At 66.7% G+C, this 18,981-nt stretch carries 15 protein-coding genes; 11 read left to right on the top strand and 4 right to left on the bottom strand.

Features of this window, described 5'->3' with window-relative positions:
• Positions 1-11 precede the first annotated feature (11 nt).
• From Q9235_RS17890 to Q9235_RS17865, 6 genes are all read left to right on the top strand, one after another.
• Positions 12-1,697, top strand: a complete 1,686-nt coding sequence (locus tag Q9235_RS17890; protein ID WP_306223163.1) for an ABC transporter permease — start codon at positions 12-14, stop codon at positions 1,695-1,697.
• Complete coding sequence (locus Q9235_RS17885; RefSeq protein WP_306223162.1) at positions 1,690-2,757, top strand: ABC transporter ATP-binding protein; 1,068 nt, start codon at positions 1,690-1,692, stop codon at positions 2,755-2,757. Before Q9235_RS17890 ends, Q9235_RS17885 begins: the two co-directional genes overlap by 8 nt.
• A gap of 7 nt (positions 2,758-2,764) precedes the next feature.
• Positions 2,765-3,427, top strand: a complete 663-nt coding sequence (locus Q9235_RS17880) for an aspartate/glutamate racemase family protein (protein ID WP_306223161.1) — start codon at positions 2,765-2,767, stop codon at positions 3,425-3,427.
• Between the two features lie 89 nt (positions 3,428-3,516).
• Positions 3,517-6,129, top strand: coding sequence for an aconitate hydratase AcnA (gene acnA / locus Q9235_RS17875; RefSeq protein WP_422678382.1), 2,613 nt, complete (start codon positions 3,517-3,519; stop codon positions 6,127-6,129).
• 426 nt (positions 6,130-6,555) lie between these two features.
• Positions 6,556-8,130 carry an ABC transporter substrate-binding protein gene (locus Q9235_RS17870; RefSeq protein ID WP_306223159.1) on the top strand — a complete coding sequence of 525 codons (1,575 nt, stop codon included), beginning with the start codon at positions 6,556-6,558 and terminating at the stop codon, positions 8,128-8,130.
• A 46-nt stretch (positions 8,131-8,176) separates the two neighbouring features.
• Positions 8,177-10,495, top strand: a complete 2,319-nt coding sequence (locus Q9235_RS17865; protein ID WP_306223158.1) for a penicillin acylase family protein — start codon at positions 8,177-8,179, stop codon at positions 10,493-10,495.
• Between the two features lie 16 nt (positions 10,496-10,511).
• Here the strand turns inward: Q9235_RS17865 and Q9235_RS17860 are convergent, their stop codons facing one another.
• From Q9235_RS17860 to otnK, 3 genes are read right to left on the bottom strand one after another with little or no spacing between them, the layout of a single operon-like run.
• Positions 10,512-11,261, bottom strand: coding sequence for an SDR family NAD(P)-dependent oxidoreductase (locus Q9235_RS17860; RefSeq protein WP_306223157.1), 750 nt, complete (start codon positions 11,259-11,261; stop codon positions 10,512-10,514).
• Between the two features lie 17 nt (positions 11,262-11,278).
• Entirely contained in the window at positions 11,279-11,944 is a 666-nt protein-coding gene (locus Q9235_RS17855) for a class II aldolase/adducin family protein (RefSeq protein WP_306223156.1), read from the bottom strand.
• Positions 11,941-13,209 (bottom strand): 3-oxo-tetronate kinase, encoded by a 1,269-nt coding sequence (gene otnK, locus Q9235_RS17850; RefSeq protein ID WP_306223155.1) that lies wholly within the window; start codon positions 13,207-13,209, stop codon positions 11,941-11,943. The genes Q9235_RS17855 and otnK overlap by 4 nt, the downstream gene beginning before the upstream one ends.
• A 205-nt stretch (positions 13,210-13,414) precedes the next feature.
• On the opposite strand from otnK, the gene Q9235_RS17845 reads away from it, so the two are divergent.
• On the top strand, positions 13,415-14,275 hold the full coding sequence (locus tag Q9235_RS17845) for a transketolase (protein WP_306223154.1): 861 nt from the start codon (positions 13,415-13,417) through the stop codon (positions 14,273-14,275).
• Complete coding sequence (locus Q9235_RS17840; protein ID WP_306223153.1) at positions 14,272-15,270, top strand: transketolase family protein; 999 nt, start codon at positions 14,272-14,274, stop codon at positions 15,268-15,270. The genes Q9235_RS17845 and Q9235_RS17840 overlap by 4 nt, the downstream gene beginning before the upstream one ends.
• Here the strand turns inward: Q9235_RS17840 and Q9235_RS17835 are convergent.
• Positions 15,237-15,959, bottom strand: coding sequence for a GntR family transcriptional regulator (locus tag Q9235_RS17835; protein ID WP_306228328.1), 723 nt, complete (start codon positions 15,957-15,959; stop codon positions 15,237-15,239). The genes Q9235_RS17840 and Q9235_RS17835 overlap by 34 nt on opposite strands.
• 209 nt (positions 15,960-16,168) lie before the next feature.
• Between Q9235_RS17835 and Q9235_RS17830 the strand changes: the two genes are divergently transcribed.
• From Q9235_RS17830 to Q9235_RS17820, 3 genes are read left to right on the top strand one after another with little or no spacing between them, the layout of a single operon-like run.
• Positions 16,169-17,266: an ABC transporter ATP-binding protein gene (locus tag Q9235_RS17830; RefSeq protein WP_306223152.1), complete on the top strand. Its 1,098-nt coding sequence runs from the start codon at positions 16,169-16,171 to the stop codon at positions 17,264-17,266.
• Positions 17,263-18,132 (top strand): ABC transporter permease, encoded by an 870-nt coding sequence (locus Q9235_RS17825; RefSeq protein ID WP_306223151.1) that lies wholly within the window; start codon positions 17,263-17,265, stop codon positions 18,130-18,132. Before Q9235_RS17830 ends, Q9235_RS17825 begins: the two co-directional genes overlap by 4 nt.
• Positions 18,129-18,965 carry an ABC transporter permease gene (locus Q9235_RS17820; protein WP_306223150.1) on the top strand — a complete coding sequence of 279 codons (837 nt, stop codon included), beginning with the start codon at positions 18,129-18,131 and terminating at the stop codon, positions 18,963-18,965. The genes Q9235_RS17825 and Q9235_RS17820 overlap by 4 nt, the downstream gene beginning before the upstream one ends.
• The last annotated feature ends 16 nt before the right edge of the window (positions 18,966-18,981 follow it).

Raw genomic sequence — 18,981 nt, 5'->3', positions numbered from 1 at the left:
CGAGGGATCCGATGTCTCTTTCAGCTCAAGCACCCCGTTACCGGGCCTCGGTCATTCTGGCCCTGTTCGTGATGGTTGCGGCCCCGGCCGCGCTCATCATCTACCAGAGCTTTCTGAGCGCGCCGTTTTTCGACGAGACGGCGCGCCTGAGCCTGGAGGCTTACGAGTTTATCCTCTCGGATCCCGAGTTCTACCGGGCCCTATGGACGACGACGCTCTACGCGGTCGGCATGGTCGCTGTGGCCGTGCCGCTCGGCGGCTTGCTCGCGTTCCTGATCACGCGCACCGACCTCAAGGGGCGCGGCTGGCTAGAGCCGCTGGTGCTGGTGCCGATGTTCCTGTCCTCGATCGTACTGGCCTTTGGCTACACGGTCGCGGTCGGGCCCTCCGGCTTTGTCACCATCGCATTTCGGAACGTGTTCGGTGTGGCGCCGTGGAGCATCTACACGCTGCCGGGCATTATCCTGATCGGAGGCCTGAGCCATGTCCCAACAGTCTATCTCTATGTCGCCTCGGCGATGCGTCGACTGCCGAGCGATCTTGAGGAGGCAGCCCGGACGGCGGGCGCCAGCATCTGGCGCGTCTCGCTCGACGTAACGCTGCCGATGGTGCTGCCGGCGCTGGTTTTCAGTGCAGCGCTGAACCTGCTGCTGGGCTTCGAGACCTTCGGTATCCCGCTCGTTCTGGGGGACCCGAACGGCATCCTCGTGCTCACCACTTATATTTACAAGGTCAACACGATCTTCGGCGCGCCGACCTATCAGGTCATGGCGGCGGTGACGGTGTTCCTGATCCTGATCACCTTGCCGCTGGTCTTCATCCAGCGCCGGCTCCTGCGCCATGCCCGCCGTTTCGCGGCCGTGGGCGGCAAGGGCGCGCGCACCAATCTCCTCAAGCTCGGCAGCACGGGACAGGTGGTCGCCCTATCGATTATCGGGCTCTGGCTGCTGGTCTCGGTGGTTTTGCCGGTGGGCGGAATTGTCTTGCGCGCCTTCGTGGAGAACTGGGGCGAGGGAGTGAAGCTGTCGGAGCAACTGACGCTCGCGAACTTCCAGCGGGTGTTCGAATTGCCGAGCCTGTCGCGCGGCATCATCAATACGATTTTGCTTGCCGCGGTAGGTGGCGCATTCGCCGTCGCGTTCTATCTGCTGGTTGGCTTGGCAGGGCATCGCAACCACGGAAAGACTGGCACGCTGCTCGACTACTCGGTGCTGATCCCGCGCGCACTGCCGGGGCTGATCGTCGGCCTCGCCTTCTTCTGGCTGTTCCTGTTCGTGCCGTTCCTCGTGCCGCTGCGCACGACGCTGTTCAGCCTGCTGATCGCCTATATCATCGTCGGCCTGTCCTATGGCCTGCGCATTATCCAGGCGACGCTGTTGCAGGTCGCGCCGGAGCTTGAGGAATCGGCGCGCACCGCCGGCGCCACGACCTTCCGTACCTGGCGGGACGTGGTCATCCCACTCGTGCGGCCAGGCCTCGCCGGTGCCTGGGCGATGATCATGATCGTCTTCCTGCGTGAGTACGCCACCGGCGTCTATCTGATGAGCGCAGGCACCGAGGTGATCGGCTCGCTGATGGTGTCGCTCCTGACCTCCGGCGCGATGGACCAGATCGCCGCGCTCTCCTTCATTTCAATTCTGCTGACCGCAATCGGCCTGACATTGGCCATGCGGCTGGGAGCCAAGATCCATGACTGACCTCGTCGTCGACAACGTCCAGAAATGGCTGGGCGGCCTACAGATCCTCTCTGGCGCGAGCTTCACGGCGGAGAAAGGTCGGATCGTCGCGCTGCTCGGCGCCTCCGGTAGCGGCAAGACCACGCTGCTGCGCTGCATCGCCGGGCTGGAGCAGCCGGAGATTGGCTTCATCAAAATTGGTGGGACGCCGGTTCTCGATGACAAGTCCGGGATCGCGCTTCCTCCCGAGCAGCGGCAGATCGGCTTGGTCTTCCAATCCTATGCGCTCTGGCCGCACCGCACCGTGTACGAGAACGTGGCCTACGGACTGAAACTGCGGAGAGCCTCTCAGAGCGAGATCAAAACGAAGGTCGAGGCGATCCTGGAAAAGCTCGGGCTCGCGCATCTCGCGGCGCGCTACCCCGACCAGCTCTCGGGCGGCCAGCAGCAGCGCGTCGCGATCTGCCGGGCGCTGGTCTACGAGCCCAAGGTGCTGCTGCTCGACGAACCATTGTCCAATCTCGACGCTAAGCTGCGCGAGGAGGCACGGTTCTGGATCCGCAAGCTGATCCTCGATCTCAAGATCTGCGCGATCATGGTCACGCATGACCAAGCCGAGGCGCTGGCCATCGCCGACCAGGTCCTGCTGCTGAAGGGTGGCAGCATCGTCCAGTCCGGCACGCCGCTTGAAATCTACGGGCGGCCCGAGACCTTCTATGCAGCCGATTTCATGGGCACGAACAATGTGCTGAGTGGCCGGCTTGTCGGGGCTCCCGGAGGCGATGCCGCGATCGATTGCGCCGGCTTGTCGCTGCCGGGCATCTGGAAGGACCGGGCGGCGCCGGCCGATCCCGATGCCGTGCGCGCGGTGATCCGCATGGAGGCGATTTCCGTCTCGCCGGAGCCGAGCGCCGACAGTGCGCCTTTCGATGTTGAAGGCTGCATCTATCTCGGCGAGAAATGGGAGTATCGCTTGAAGCGCGGCGACTTGCGCCTGCGGGCTCAGGGGCACGAGCCGCTGAGCGCAGCAGTCGCGCATTGCCGGATTCCGGCCTCCGCCATCTGGCTCTATAATCCCTGAGGTCTTGATGTCCGACCGCATCCGCATCGCGCTCGTCCATGCGACGCCTGTCGCCGTCGATCCGATCGCCCAATCCTTTCGAGCGATCTGGCCGGAGGCCGATCCGGTCGGCATCCTCGATGATGGTCTGGCGCTCGATCGGGCGGCTGCGGGCACGCTGACCGACGACCTCTCGCGCCGCATCGTGGCGCTCGGGCAATATGGTCTTTCGACCGGCGCCAAGGCGGTTCTCTACACCTGCTCCGCCTTTGGACCCGCGATCGAGGAGGCGGCGCGCCTGTTCCCCGTGCCGGTCCTGAAGCCGAACGAGGCGATGTTCGAGGAAGCTCTCGGGCATGGCGGCAATCTCGGAATGATCGCCACCTTCAGCCCGGCCGTCGCGATGATGGAGCAGGAATTTGCCGAGGAAGCGGCAAGGGCGAAGCCTGGCGCGCGATTGACATCCTGGCTCGCTACCGGTGCGATCGAGGCGCTACGAGCCGGCGATGCCGACAGGCATAACCGGCGCGTGGCTGAAGGCGTGGCGGCGCTCGGTGAACGCGACGCGATCCTCCTGGCGCATTTCTCAACATCGCGTGCAGGCGAGGCCTGTCGCGCACTGACCGCGCGGCCAGTGCTTTCCTCCCCCGATGCTGCTGTCCGAAAATTGCGGCGCCTGCTGGAAGCCTGACTATCGTCGCTTGATTGAGTGCCCGGACGGGATAGGGCGCCAAGTCGATATCTAAACAAGGCGGGCTCCAGAGCCTGGTTGAACTCGTGATACGAAACGACAAAGCCGAATGGATCTCCTTTGAGGCGGCCGGCGAGCGCTTTCACCGCCTCGATGTCGAGTCGCTTCTGGGGGCGGAATTCCGACGCCTGCCGCATGTGCTGCGGATACTGTTCGAGAACGCGATGCGTTCGGCCTCTGCGGATGACACGGGACATTTACCGCAGGCCTTCCGCGACTGGCTCGGCGAAGGTTCCAGCCTCGTCGAGATCCCGTTTCTGCCGAACCGGATCATGATGCATGACACGACGTGCGGGCCGGCGCTGGTCGACATCGCGGCGATGCGCGACGTGCTCGCCGAGAACGGCCGCGACCCCGACCTGCTGATGCCGCGCATCCCGGTCGACGTCTCGACGGACCATTCCTCGGGCGTCGATGTCTTCGGCCGGCCGGACGCCTTCCAGCGCAACCTGGAGAAGGAATTTTCGCGCAATGCCGAGCGTTACCGCCTGATGAAATGGGCGTCATCGGCCATGCCGGGCATCCGGGTGCATCCGCCGGGATCGGGTATCATGCACACGATCAACCTGGAGCGGCTGTCGCGGATCGTCGTCAATGACGCGCATCAGGGCGAGCGCCGCGCCTTCCCGGATGCGCTGCTGGGAACCGACAGCCATACGCCGATGGTCAACGGGCTCGGCGTGCTCGGCTGGGGCGTCGGCGGGCTTGAGGCGGAGGGCGCCCTGTTCGGCGTCCCCGTCGTCCTGCGTATTCCCGATGTGATCGGCGTGAAGCTCATCGGCCGGCTGCGCGACGGCGTGCTTGCGACCGATCTCGCGCTGGAAGTGACGCGAGCGTTACGCGCTATCGGCGTCACCGGCGATTTCGTCGAGTTCTTCGGCCCGGGCGTATCGACGCTCGCGGTCGGGGAGCGCGCGGCGATCGCCAATATGGCACCGGAATACGGGGCTTCGACCGGGTATTTCCCGATCGACGACAGCGCGCTGGCCTATCTCGCCCGGATCGGACGATCGCCCGAGGACTGCGCCCTTGTCGCGGCCTATGCTCGGGCGAGCGGGCTCTGGTTCGATCCGGCGGCGGAGCCACGCTTCACGCGCAGGATCACCATCGATCTCGACGCGATCGAGGCCAGCGTGGCAGGGCCGCGTCGCCCGCAGGATCGATTGCCTGCCGGCTCAACCCGCTCGGCCTTCACGCCGGCTCTGGCATCTGCGCGTGAAGGGGTTCTTCCCGATGGTGCCGTCGTAATCGCGGCGATCACGAGCTGCACCAATACCTCCGATGCCGGCATGCTGGCTGCGGCCGGCATCCTTGCGCGCAAGGCCCGCGCCCGCGGCTTGCAGCCGCCGGATTACGTCAAGACCTCGCTGGCGCCGGGATCGCCGACGGCCGAGCGCTTCCTGCGCCGCGCCGGTCTGCTCGACGAACTGGAAGGTCTCGGCTTCGGCATTGTCGGCTATGGCTGCACGACCTGCATCGGCAATTCCGGGGCGCTGCTCGATGTCGTCAGGGATGAGCTCGGTCGCGATGACTTTCGTCCGGTCGCGGTGCTCTCCGGCAACCGCAATTTTCCGGGCCGGGTCCATCCCGATCTCGAAAACGGCTTCCTGGCCTCGCCGCCGCTGGTCATCGCCTTTGCGCTCGCGGGCACGGTCGATATCGACATCACGCGCGAGCCGCTGGGATTCGATGCAGCGAGCAAACCCGTTATGCTCAGCGAGATCTGGCCGACGGGCGCGGAGATCGACGAGGCCGTGGCGACAGGCTGGAACGTGGCCGACTTCGATGCGGCCTATCGCGAGGCTGCGATGCGCCCGCTCTGGGTCGATCTCGATGCGCCCGATGGGCCGCGTTTCCCTTGGGATTCTGGCTCGACCTACCTGCGCAAGCCGCCCTTCGTCCGGCCGCAAGGGCTGCCTTCGGCCGAAGGGCATGCCCGGCCGCTGCTGGTGCTGGGCGACGACGTCACCACCGACCATATCTCACCGGCCAACCAGATCCGTCCGGACAGCGCCGCCGGCCGGCACATCATCGCTGAAGGCGGCGATCCGGCCGATCTCAACGTCTTCGCCTCGCGGCGCGGCAATTTCGAGGTGATGATCCGCGGCGCCTTCACCAACCGGATGGCGGTCAACCGCCTGCTGCCGGTCGATGCGCCGGCTGGCTTCACCCGGCACGAGCCCTCCGGCGAGATCATGCCACTGACCGAAGCGGCCGATCGCTATGCCGGCGAGGGGACGCCGCTGGTGCTCGTAGCGGGCGAACGCTATGGCATGGGCTCGTCGCGGGACTGGGCGGCCAAGGCGGTGGCGCTGCTCGGCGTGCGTGCCGTGATTGCGGCGAGCATCGAGCGCATCCATCGCACCAACCTGATCGGCATGGGCATCCTGCCGCTCCTGCTGCCGGAAGGAGCCCATCCCGATACGTTGGCCATAGGCTCGGCCGATCTCTTCGCGATCGACCTTCGCCCGGATCGGCTGGCGCCGCGCTGCGCTGTGCCGCTGACGATCACGCGCCCCTCCGGCGAGGGCGTCGCGATTACCTTGCGCGCGGCGATCGAGACTTCGCTGGAGATCGCTTTGCTCAAGTCAGGCGGGCTGATCCCGCATGTCCTCGGCGGGCTTCTCTCGCGCCCGAATTGAAGGCCGCCGAACGTCCACCTCTTCGGACTGCCCGAGGAGTTCTCCTGTGCCTCGACGCGCGTCTGGACTGCGCCCGGTCCGTTAGACACCGCCGACCTATCCTTTGAGCATAGGAGGTTGGTCATGAGTTCGCAGAGGTTTGCACCGGAGTTCAAGGAAGAGGCGGTCAGGCAAGTCGGCGGGTGCGGATCACTCTCCGCTCCATCGAAGGCGCATATCCACGACCTGAGTTGAAGCGGCGCGTGTCTGACAGACCGCTTTGGCTTCGGGGCCCGGCGAGCGTTTGCGCCGAGCGGGTTCCTCGACAGCGGGCTATGCTTGGGCGGGCCGGCTCGGCGGCGAAGTCATCATGAAAAAGATTGACATAGTCAATATGATATATCGTATATTTACAAGAATGCCTCAGATTTGCTTGGGAGAGAGCTCATGTCGCGGCACGGATTCAGCAAGCGCAGTTTTCTGATCGGAAGCGCAGCGTCGGTCGCGGCTGTTTCGCTGCCTGAGTTGGCGCGCGCCGCGCCGCGATCCCTGACCGCCGTCCTCGAGTCGGAGGTCGTGATCCTCGATCCGCATGCGACCACGGCCGCCATCACGCGGACCTTCGCGTACCATGTCTTCGATACGCTGTTCGCGATGGACACGGCCGGGACGATCCGGCCTCAGATGGTCGATCGGTTCGAAACCGCTCCGGACGGCCTTGCCTGGACCTTCATCTTGCGCGACGGCCTGAGCTGGCATGACGGAGCGCCGGTCAAGGCCTCGGACTGCGTCGCCTCACTCAAGCGCTGGGCCAAGGGCGATGCGCTGGGCAAGATGCTGCTGGCGGCGGTGACCGCGATCGAAGCGCGTGACGAACGCAGCTTCACGATCGCCCTGCGCGAGCCGTTCCCGCTGATGCTCGATGTGCTCGGCAAGCCCAATGCGCCGATCCCGGCGATGATGCCGGAAAGGATCATTCCGGCCGGCGAGGAGCGCATCAAGGAGATCGTCGGTTCCGGTCCGTTCCGCTTCAAAGCGGATGCCTGGCGCGCCGGCGACCGCATGGTTCTCGAGCGCTTCGCCCAATACAAGCCGCGCGCCGAAAAGCCGGATTTCCTGGCCGGCGGCAAGGTCGTCAATGTCGACGAGGTGGTCCTCAAGACCATGCCGGACGATGCGACGGCGGCCACCGCGCTGGTCGCCGGCGAAATCGATTACATGCAGTACCTGCCGTTCGACTGGCTCGAGAAGCTTGAAAAGACACAGGGCCTGAAGGTCATGGCTCTGACGGGTCTCGACATGTTCCAGGGCAATTTCAGGCTCAACCACGCGACCGGGCCTTTCGCCGACAAGGCTGTCCGCGAGGTTCTCTGGAAGCTCGTCGACCAGACGGAGGTTCTGCAGGCGATCGGCATTCCCGATCGTTACGTGATCAAGAACTGCCCCTCCTTCTTCATGTGCGACGCGCCTTTCAGCTCCGCGGACGGGGCAAGCGGCGCCAAGCTTGCGATCGCAGAGGCCGGCGCCGCCCTGAAGAAGACCGCCTACAAGGGCGAGCCTGTGGTCTTCCTGACGGTTGCCGGGTCGATCTCGCAGACGGCGGGCGCGGTTCTGGCCAGCAACATGCGCAAGGCCGGATTCACCGTGGACGAGCAGGTGATGGACTGGGGCACGGTGCTCGCCCGGCGGGGCAAGAAGGACGGCTGGAGCATCTTCCCGGTCTACGCCAACGGCATCGACATGATGTCGCCGCTGACGCATTTCTACATCGGCAACAACTGCGTGAACTATGCGGGCTGGAGCTGCGACGCCGTCATCACCGAGAAGCTCGCGGCCTATGCGAACGCGCCTGACCCGACCACGCGCAGACGCATCGCCGCCGAAATCCAGGTCGAGGCCTACAAGGACACGCCCTCCGTGATGTGGGGCCAGTTCAGCCGGCCGGCGGGCTATCGCCTGCGCCTCAAGAACATCGTCCAGTCCAGCTTCCCGATCTTCTGGCAGCTCACGCTCGACGCGTGAGTGCGCCCGGTTCCGGCAGGATACGAGGTCTCGACAAGGAATGAACATGGCGGCCAAGACCGATCGTGAAGCCTTGCAGGCGGCATTGCCGCCGCTTTCCGGCAGCCTCTCCATTCCCGGATTGGGCGCGCCGGTCCGTGTCCAGCGCGATGGCTGGGGCATCCCGCATATCAAGGCCGCGGGCGAGGCCGATGCCTATCGGGCGCTGGGCTTCGTTCATGCGCAGGACCGCCTTTTCCAGATGGAGCTGACGCGTCGCAAGGCGCTGGGACGCGCGGCCGAATGGCTCGGCGCCGAGGCTGCCGAGGCCGATATCCTCGTGCGCCGGCTCGGCATGGAAAAAGTCTGCCGGCGCGATTTCGAAGCTTTGGGTGCCGAGGCCAAGGACATGCTGCGGGCCTATGTCGCCGGTGTGAACGCATTCCTGGCTTCCGGTGCTCCTTTGCCCATCGAATACGGCCTGCTGGGCGCCGAGCCGGAGCCTTGGGAACCCTGGCACAGCATCGCCGTGATGCGGCGGCTGGGGCTCTTGATGGGCTCGGTCTGGTTCAAGCTCTGGCGGATGCTGGCGCTGCCGGTGGTCGGGGCCGCGAATGCGCTGAAGCTGCGCTATGACGATGGCGGCCTTGACCTGCTCTGCATCCCGCCGGGCGCCGAGGCACATCGGTTCGAGGCGGATCTCGCGGTCCTGAGGCCCGCGGTCGATGCGCTCCTGAAAGCGATGGGTGGCGATGCCTCCGACGCCGCCGGCGGCGGCAGCAACAACTGGGCGGTCGCTCCGGGCCGCACGGCGACGGGCCGGCCGATCCTCGCCGGCGATCCGCATCGCGTCTTCGAAATCCCCGGCATGTATGCGCAGCATCATCTGGCTTGCGACCGGTTCGACATGATCGGCCTGACCGTGCCGGGCGTGCCGGGCTTCCCGCATTTCGCGCATAACGGCAAGGTCGCCTACTGCGTCACCCATGCCTTCATGGACATTCACGATCTCTATCTTGAGCAATTCGCCGGGGAGGGGCGCACTGCGCGGTTCGGCGACGATTTCGAGCCCGTAGCCTGGCGCCGGGACCGTATCGCGGTCCGGGGTGGTGACGATCGCGAGTTCGACATCGTCGAGACGCGCCATGGCCCCGTCATCGCCGGCGACCCGCGCGAGGGAGCGGCCATCACCCTGCGCTCGGTCCAGTTCGCCGAGACCGATCTGTCCTTCGATTGCCTGACGCGGATGCCGGGCGCATCGACCGTGGCGCAACTCTACGACGCGACGCGCGGCTGGGGGCTGATCGACCATAATCTCGTCGCCGGGGATGTCGCGGGCTCGATCGGCCATCTGGTCCGCGCCCGCGTTCCGTCCCGCCCGCGCGAGAACGGCTGGCTGCCGGTGCCGGGCTGGTCCGGGGAGCATGAGTGGCAAGGCTGGATTCCGCATGAGGCGATGCCGCGCGTCATCGATCCGCCGGGCGGCCTCATCGTCACGGCGAATAACCGCGTCGTGGCCGATGATAATCCCGATTATCTCTGCACCGATTGCCATCCGCCCTATCGCGCCGAACGGATCATGGAGCGCCTGGTCGCCAATCCCGCTTTCGCGGTCGACGATGCTGCTACGATCCATGCCGATACGCTGTCACCCCATGTCGGGTTGCTGCGCGCGAGGCTTGAAGCGCTTGGCGCCCGCGATAGCTTCCCTGCCGAAGAGCTGAGGCAGGCCCTCATCGGCTGGGACGGTCGCATGGATGCGGGCTCGAAGGCAGCCACTGCCTATAATACGTTCCGCAGGGCGCTGACGAGGCTGGTGACGGCCCGCAGCGGGCTGGAGCAGGCGATAGCGCATCCGTTCGCGGCGGTTCCGCCCGGCGTTTCGCCGCAGGGGCAGGTCTGGTGGGCCGTGCCGAGCCTGTTGCGCGACGACGATGCCGGGATGCTGAAGGGCTGGAGCTGGAACGAGGCCTTGTCGGAAGCCCTGTCGGTCGCAGCGCAGAACCTGACCGGGCGCGGCTGGGGCGAAGAGCATCGGCCGCGCTTCACGCATCCGCTCTCCGCGCAGTTCCCGGCCTGGGCGACGCTGCTCGATCCGGTGTCCCGTCCCATCGGCGGCGATGGCGACACCGTGCTCGCGAACGGGCTCGTTCCATCGGCCGGGCCGCAGGCGACCTATGGCGCCTTGTCGCGCTACGTCTTCGATGTCGGCAATTGGGATAACAGCCGCTGGGTCGTCTTCCACGGGGTCTCCGGGCATCCGGCCAGCCCGCATTATGCCGACCAGAATGCGCCCTGGAGCGACTGCGCGATGGTGCCGATGCTCTATAGCTGGGACAGGGTCGCCGCAGAGGCCGTGGCCTCGCAGGACCTCGTCCCGGCTTGAGAACCGCAGCCCCCGGTCAGCCTGCCGCAGCACTCTTCGGCAGGCGCGGGGTGCGCAAGCCCGCCGTTTCGCCGCCATCGACGGTCAGGACGGCCCCGTTCACATAGCTCGATGCATCGGACAGGAGCCAGGCCGCGACATCCGCGACCTCGTCCGGCGTGCCGAGCCGGCCTGCCGGAATGCGCAGTTCGAGCTGCTCCAGCCTGAGCGGGTCGGCCAGCACCTTGTCCATCATCCGCGTCGCGATCTGGCCGGGGCAAATGGCGTTGAAGCGAACCTCCGCGCCATATTCGAGCGCCAGCGCCTGGGTCATGGCGATCACCGCTGCCTTCGAGGCGCAGTAGAGCGCAAGGCCTTCCTCGCCGGCCCGGCCCGCCACGGACGCCACGTTGACAACGGCGCCCTTGCCCGCCCGCAACCCTGCCAGCGCATGGCGCGTGAACAGGAAGGCGCTGCGGGCATTGGCGTTCATCACGGCATCCCAATCCGCGATCTCCGCCTGCGCGAAATCCATGCGCCGTCCGAGGCCGGCATTGTTGACGAGGCCGTGCAGGCGTCCGCCACCGAGATCGAGCGCGGCCTCGACGGCGCGGCGACAATCCGCCTCGCGCGTCACGTCGCCCTCGACGAAATGCGCGCCGGGTGTGGCTGCCGCTAGCGCTTCGCCGGCCTCACGGTCGCGGCCCGTGAAGACGACGCCGCGCGGCGCCAGCCGCTCGACGCAGGCCCGGCCGATGCCGTGGGTTCCGCCGGTAACAATGATCATGCCGTATCCTCGATCGTTCAGCTATTCGCCAGGCGGGCGCGACCGTAATCGGCATAGCGCGCGAGCACGATGTCCATCTCGTCCGGCGTCAGATGCACGATCTCGCCGGCCTGGCGCGCAAGACGATATTGCCGTGCCAGCATCTCCAGCTTGACGGTGCGTGCGAAGGCCTGCGCCAGGGTCGAGCCGAGGCAGACCACGCCGTGATTGGCCATGAGGCAGGCGCTGTATCCGGTCTTCAGGGTCGCGACGACGCCATCGGCCAGGGCGGTCGTGCCGAAGGGGGCATAGGGTGCGCAGGGCACCTCATGCCCGCCGAAGGAGGCGATCATGTAGTGGAAAGGGGGGATTGGCCGGCGCAGGCAGGACAGGGCTACGCAAGAATCGGGATGGGCATGGATCACCGCCTGCGCCAGTCCTTCAGCATAGAGGCCGCCATGGATCGCCCATTCGCTCGACGGGACGCCCTGCGAGAGGGCCGTGCCGTCGAACTGCGTCAGAACGAAATCGTCGGGGGCGACCGTCGCGCCGTCGGCGCCGGTCGGGCTGATCAGCATGTGCTCGCCCCAGCGGATGCTGATATTGCCGGCATTGCCGAGGCTGAGACCCGCGCTCTCGATGTTGCGGTAGATCCGGCAGAGCTCGGCGCGGGCTTCGCTCTCCTGCATCGCGGAGCTGCTCATCGCCGTTCACCCTGCTCCATGCTGGCCAGCATCGGCAGCAGCATGTCCTCCGGGCCGAGCTTGCCGGATTTCAGGCAGAAGGCGAGGGGCTTTGCTCCGTCGGCCAAAGCCTGCGAGACACCCGGAGCGCGATAGGCGCCGACCTGCAAAGTCCGGATGCCGAGCCGATCGAGCACGGCCCCCGAGGTTTCGCCGCCGCAGATGAGAAAGCGCGTCGTGCCGGCTTCCTGGAACGCCTCGGCCAGCCGGGACAGGATCTCCTCGGCCAGCGAAGCAGCCACACGCTGGCCCAGGCGAGCCTGCGCTGCTGCGACGGCCTCCGGGCCGGCGGAGGTCGCGATCGCGATAGGCCCGCTGTCCAGGCGCGACAGCCCCCAGGCAAGCGCCTCGGCCACGATCCGGTCGGCATCGCCATCCGCGAGATCCAGCATCAGGAGAGGGCGCTGCTCGCCGAAAATCTTGAGCTGGCGTCTCGTCCTGTCGGCGCAACTGCCGGCCAGCACGACGGCCGGACCCGGAACGGGCGGAAGTCCGGGAGCGCTGGGTTCGGCCGCGACGAGCCCGCGTTCGCGCCAGAGCGGCGGGTAGTAGGCGGCGACCGAGGAATTGCCGGTCATCAGCGGCCAATCCACCGTCAGCGCCGCCAGTGCGGCGAGGTCTTCCGGCACCGCTGCATCGGCGAGCGCGAAGCCCGTCCCACCGGCGACCAGCCCGTCGCAATGGCGCTTCATTGCCTCCAGCCCGGCGCGCACGACCTGCTGCGGAATGAGCCCGACCGGCGTCGCGGTCTGCTGCCTGAGTACCCGCACGAGGTCCGGATCGGTCATCGGCGTCAGGGGATCGTAACGCTTCGGCGATTCCGAGATCAATCGATCGTCGGCGAAGAGATGCCCCTGGAAGACGCGCCGGCCGGCTTCGGGAAAGGAAGGGCAGAAGGCGGTCAGCTTGCTCCCGGTCAATTCGCGCAGAACATCGGCGCAATTGCCGATATTGCCGGCGGGGGTCGAGTCGAAGGTGGCGCAGTACTTGAAGAAGATCTGCCGTGCGCCTTGTTCCTTGAGCCAGGTGCCGGTCCTGCGGATATCGGCGACCGCCACCGCGGGATCGGCGACGCGCGTGCGCCTGCCGATAACGATCGCGGGATGCTCCAGCGCGTCAAGCGGTTCCGTTGCAAAGGCACAAGGGACGCCCGCTGCGACAATCATCGCGGCCAGTTCGAGGCCGCCGGTCAGATCGTCGGCGACCGCGCCGAAGACGAGGTTCATGAGCGCCTTCTCCCCCGGCACCTTCCCTGTTCGGCCCGCATCGCGAGCCGGACAGATCGAGCACCTGTCGATCGTTCAAATCGGATAGGCCGGTCGTTTCGTTTCGTCCGCCGGCTCTGGACGCAATCTGAATATATCATATAGTCGATTGCGTCCACGGGCCGAGACGAGCCCATCGGGAGGTTGCCATGAAGGAGCGGGGCCAATGAGCGCTGTCGCCGATCGCCAGCCGGAACGGCGCATTCGCGATCCCCGCGAACTTTCCGAAATCGCCCTGCGGCTCAGGCGCAAGGTCATCGAGTTGGTGGCGCCGACCGGGCAGGGCTACGTGCAGCAGGGGCTCGGCGCGGCGGATCTCTTCACCGTGCTCTACTTCGCGGAGCTTCGGCTCGACCCGGCCGATCCGGACTGGATCTCGCGCGACCGCCTGCTGCTCTCGACGGCGCATAACACGGCGATCTTCTACGCCACGCTGGCCGAGCGCGGGCTCGTCCCGGCGGAGGGCCTCCCCGATTACTGCAAGGATGGCTCACCCTTCGAGGTCAATGCCTCCGAGCGCCTGGGTACCGTGATCGAGGCGACCTGCGGTTCGCTCGGCCAGGGGCTTTCGGTCGGAATCGGCATGGCGCTGGCCGCGCGCCGGCGGGGTGATGGCGCGCGCGTCTACGTTGTTCTCGGCGATGGCGAGCTGCAGGAGGGACAGGTCTGGGAGGCGGCGCTGCTCGCCGGCAGCCTCGGCCTCGACAATATCTGCCTGTTGATCGACGACAACCGCATGCAGGTCGAGGGGCATGTCGACCAGGTGGTCAAGCTGGAGCCGATCGCCGGCAAGTTCGCGAGCTTCGGCTGGGCGCAGCACAACGTCGATGGCCATGACATTCCGGCGCTGCTGGCAGCACTTGACGGAGCGCGGACGACCGCCGGCAAGCCGACCTGCCTCGTCGTCCGCACGCTTCCCGGCAAGGGCGTGCCGGCATTGGAAGGCATCCTGGCGCATAACCTGAAACTGCCTGCCGATGTGGCCGCCGCCGCGCTGGCTGCTCTTTCCAGCGAGGATGCAGCATGACGAGCATCACGACAGACGGGTTGACGGTTCAGGATTTCAACCAGCGGGGCGCCGCGGCCGCCCCCAACCGCAAGTTCTATGGCGAGACGCTGCTCGATCTGGCGCGGCGCGATCCACGCATCGTCTGCCTGACCGCCGACCTGACCCTTTCGACCGAGACGGACCTCTTCCGCGACGCGCTGCCGGCGCGCTTTCATCAGGTCGGAATCGCCGAGGCCAACATGGTCGGCCTCGCCGGCGGCATGGCGCGGAGCGGCGAGATCCCGTTCGTGCATTCCTTCTGCGTCTTCGCGACGCGGCGCTGCTACGACCAGATCGCGATGCAGGTCGCCTATCCCAACCTGAACGTGAAGATTGTCGGCGTGATCCCAGGGCTGACGACGATGCTCGGCGTCTCGCATCAGGCGATCGACGACATCGCGCTGATGCGGGCCTTGCCCAATATGACGGTGATCGAGCCGAGCAACGCCGCCGAGGTGCCCGCCGCGGTCCGCGCCGCCGCCGCTCATGACGGGCCGGTCTATCTGCGGCTGAAACGCGCCGATGGGACCGAGACCGGCATGATCGAACAGGAAGGGGTGATACCGCTCGGCAAGCTGCGCCTGCTGCGCAAGCCGGGCGAGGGGCTCATCCTCGCCTGCGGCCTCATGGTCGAGCAGGCCTTGCTGGCCGCCGATCTCCTCGCCGCGGAGGGCATCGCCGTCGGCGTCGCGGACGTGCCGACGCTGAAGCCGCTCGATCCCGGGATCGCCGAGCTTGCTACCGGCCTCAGGGCGGTGGTCACGGCCGAGAACCACTCGATCATCGGCGGCCTCGGCAGCGCCGTGGCCGAATTGCTGATGGAGCGGGGCGTCAGGACCGGTTTCGCCCGGGTCGGCGTTCGCGACGTCTTCGCCGAAGGCGGGACGACGCCCTACCTGTTCGAGCACTACGGCTTGACCGCGGCCGCGATCGTTCGCTCCTACCGCGAGGCACGGGAGCGGGAAGGGGGCTGAGCGCCGCCCTCTCGGCTCATATTCCGGGTATCGCCGCCAGCCTTCAGCAGCTCGACCAGCTTGAGCCCGCCCTGGATCATGTCCGTCTGGACGGCCTCGCGCACGCCGGCCGCGTCGCGCTGCTGCAGGCGTTCGAGGATGCGTAAATGCTCGTGCGGGCCCGGATAGGTCGGGCGCGCATGCGGGTAGTGGTAGTTGAGCAGCGGCCCGTTGCGCATCCAGATATCGTCGAGGATGGCGAGGAGCTCAGGCATCTCGGCCGCCTCGTAGAGGCGGTGGTGGAAGCGCCAGTTGGCGCGCACCGCATCCGACCAGCGGCCTTCCTCCTCGGCCAGCGCCAGCTCGTCGTGCAGCGCCGTCATCTGCGCGATGCCCTTCTCGCCGATCTTCGGCGTCGCGCTCTCGGCCGCCAGCCCTTCGAGGAACAGCCGGATCTGCCGCAGTTCGAGATATTGCGGCAGCGACATATGCGCGACGATGATCGAGCGGCCGTCGATCAGCTCCAGCGCCCGCGCGCGGACAAGCTGCATCAGCGCCTCGCGGATCGGCGTCTCCGAGACGTGCATCGAGGCGGCGAGATCGCGGATCTTGAAGCGGTGGCCCGGCCAGAACCGGCCCTCCATCAGCGCGACGCGCAGATTGTTGTAGACGATGCGGGTCAGGCTATCGCGCGCCACCGGCTCGATCATGCCGCCCTGTAGAAAATTGTCTTCGGCGCCCGTCACGCTGTCCTGTCCTTCACGAGGCCTAAAGCTCGCCGAATCAGCCATAAAGCAAATCGCCGGGCCGTGAAACGCGCAACTCAGGCGTGTTCCGACGCTGCGTGGCACTGGTCGGAAAACCGGCTTGCCAAGTTCGATATATCAAATAACCTACATCAAAATGAAGGGGAACGGTGTTGCGGGCAGTCGACGCGTTCAGCCACTCGGTTGGGATCGAGGTCCGTGACGCCGTCAAGCGGTTCGGGGCCGTCACCGCAGTCGATCGCGTCTCGCTTGCCGTGGAGCCGGGCGAGTTCCTTGCGCTGCTCGGGCCGTCCGGATCGGGCAAGACGACGATCCTTATGGCGATCGCAGGCTTCGAATATCCCGACGAGGGCCGTATTCTCGTCGGCGGCGAGGATGTGACCTGGACGCCGCCGAGCCGGCGCAATCTCGGCATGGTTTTCCAGAAATATACGCTCTTCCCGCATATGAGCGTGCTCGAGAACATCGCCTTTCCGCTCAAGATGCGCGGCGTCGGCCGCGCCGAGCGCGAGGACAGGGCGCGCCAGGCGCTCGCGACCGTCAGGCTGGAGGGCTTCGGCGAGCGCAAGCCTTCGCAGCTTTCCGGCGGCCAGCAGCAGCGCGTCGCGATCGCCCGGGCCATCGTCTACAAGCCGCGCGTGCTCCTGATGGACGAGCCGCTCTCCGCCCTCGACAAGAATCTGCGCGAGGAGATGCAGATCGAGACCAAGCATCTGCAGCGCGAGATCGGGGTCACCGTCGTCTTCGTGACGCATGACCAGACCGAGGCGCTGACGATGGCCGACCGCGTCGCCGTGCTGGACCATGGCCGGCTGCAGCAGATCGGTACGCCTCATGCGCTCTATGAGGCGCCGCAAAGCGCCTTCGTCGCCGGCTTCATCGGCGAGACCAATTTCATCGCCGGGACCGCGCGCGCGGCGGCAGCCGCGGGAGCGGAGATTACCGTCGGACTGGGTGAGAGGCACGCTGTTCCCGCGACCGCGGTTCGTGATGTCGCGCCCGGAGCCGCGGTTCGCGTCGCCGTCAGGCCGGAGCGGCTTGTCCTGACCGGGGCAGGTGAAGGGTTGCTCGCTGCTCGTGTGCAGGAAGCGATCTATGTCGGCAACGCTACGACATTGCTGCTGGCGACACCGGAGCGGCAGGTCCTGAAACTGCGCCTGCCGGCTGGCGCATCCGTGCCGACGATTGGCGAGTCCGTGGGGTTGCGCTGGTCGGCTGCCGATGCGCGCGTCTTCGAGGGGGCGCCATGACGGCGCGTCCGAAGGCCTGGCTGCTCGGCGGGCGCCATTACAGCACGGCGGCGAGCCTGGCCCTTGCCGCGCCGTTCCTCGTGCTCGCGCTGGTCACCTTCATCCTGCCGCTGGCCTCGCTGCTGCATGAGAGCCTGTTCCTGCCGGCGCCGACCCTGACCCATTACCAGCGTGCCCTGACGGAGCCGGTCTATCTGCGCGTCATGCTGCGCACCTTGCGGATCGCCGCCGCTGTCACCGTCCTGACGCTGATCCTGGCCTGGCCGCTGGCCTGGGTCATGGCGCGCAGCAGCGGGCTCAAGCTCGCGGTTCTCGTCGCATCCGTGCTGCTGCCGCTCTGGACCTCGGTCCTGGTGCGCACCTATGCCTGGATGGTGCTGTTGCAGAAGAACGGCGTCGTCAACCAGCTCCTGATCGGTTCCGGCATCATCGATCAGCCCCTGACGCTGCTCTACACCGAAGGCGCGGTCGTGCTCGCGATGAGCCATGTCTTGCTGCCCTTCATGGTATTGCCGATCTATTCGGCGCTGCGCGGCATCCCTGAGGATTACGGCCGTGCCGCGCAGATGCTGGGCGCCTCCGAATGGGCGACCTTCCGCGAGGTGATCTTTCCGCTCTCGCTGCCGGGCGTGACCTCGGGCTGCCTGATGGTGTTCCTGCTCGCGCTCGGCTTCTTCGTCACGCCGGCCCTGGTCGGCGGCCCCCGTCAGATGATGATCGCCACGCTCGTCTCCCAGCAGGTGCGGGAGATGCTGGACTGGTCCTTTGCCGGCGCGCTGGTCGGAGTTCTGCTCGCCTTCGTCCTGCTGCTGGTGCTCATCTTCAAGCGGGCGGTGCGGCTCGACCGCTTCGTGGGGTCGGCATGAGCGCCCCGGCCCGCAACGCGCCGTCCCGCAATGTCGGCCGCGCGACGCTCGGCGCCGCCGCCTATGCGGTCACGGTCTTCCTGCTGCTGCCAACGCTGGTGATCGCGCCGATGTCGGTCGGGCCCGAGCGCTATCTGCGTTTTCCGCCTGCCGGCTTTTCGTTGCGCTGGTATCGCGAGTATTTCGGCGATGCCGACTGGATCAACGCGACGCTGTTCAGCCTGGAGGCGGGCGTCATCGCGACGCTGGCCGCGACCGTCATCGGGACGATGCTGGCGCTGGCGCTGGTGCGCGGCCGCCTGCCGGGCAAGGGCCTCGTCGAACTGCTCGTCATCGGCCCCGTCATCGTGCCGCATATCGCGCTCGCGGTCGCGATGTTCCTCGTCTTCGAGCAGTTGCGCCTGACGGGGACGCTGCTCGGCTTCGCGATGGCTCACACCATCCTCGCCTTGCCCTTCGTGGTCTTCACCGTTCTGGCGGCCCTCTATCGTTTCGACGTCGATCTCGAGCGGGCGGCCCTGTCCTGCGGCGCGGGGCCGTTCCGCACCTTCCGGCATGTCACCTTGCCGCTGATCGCGCCCGGCGTCGTTTCGGCCGCGCTCTTCGCCTTCATCATCTCCTTCGACGAGGCGGTGGTGTCGTTCTTCATCTCCAATCTCGATCGCAAGACCCTGCCGCGGAAGATGTTCGAGGACATCGACTACAACGTCTCGCCCACACTCGCCGCCGTGGCGACGATGCTGACGCTGCTCACCGTCGCGGCCCTGGTCGGCAGCCATCTCGTCAAGAGCCGGCTCGACCGCCGCACCCGGACCAACCCGCCCAGTTCCTGACCACCGACCCGCATTC

The organism is Bosea beijingensis, from assembly GCF_030758975.1.
In the GTDB taxonomy this organism is placed as follows: Bacteria; Pseudomonadota; Alphaproteobacteria; order Rhizobiales; family Beijerinckiaceae; genus Allobosea; species Allobosea beijingensis.
This window is presented reverse-complemented; position numbering and strand designations above follow the sequence as displayed.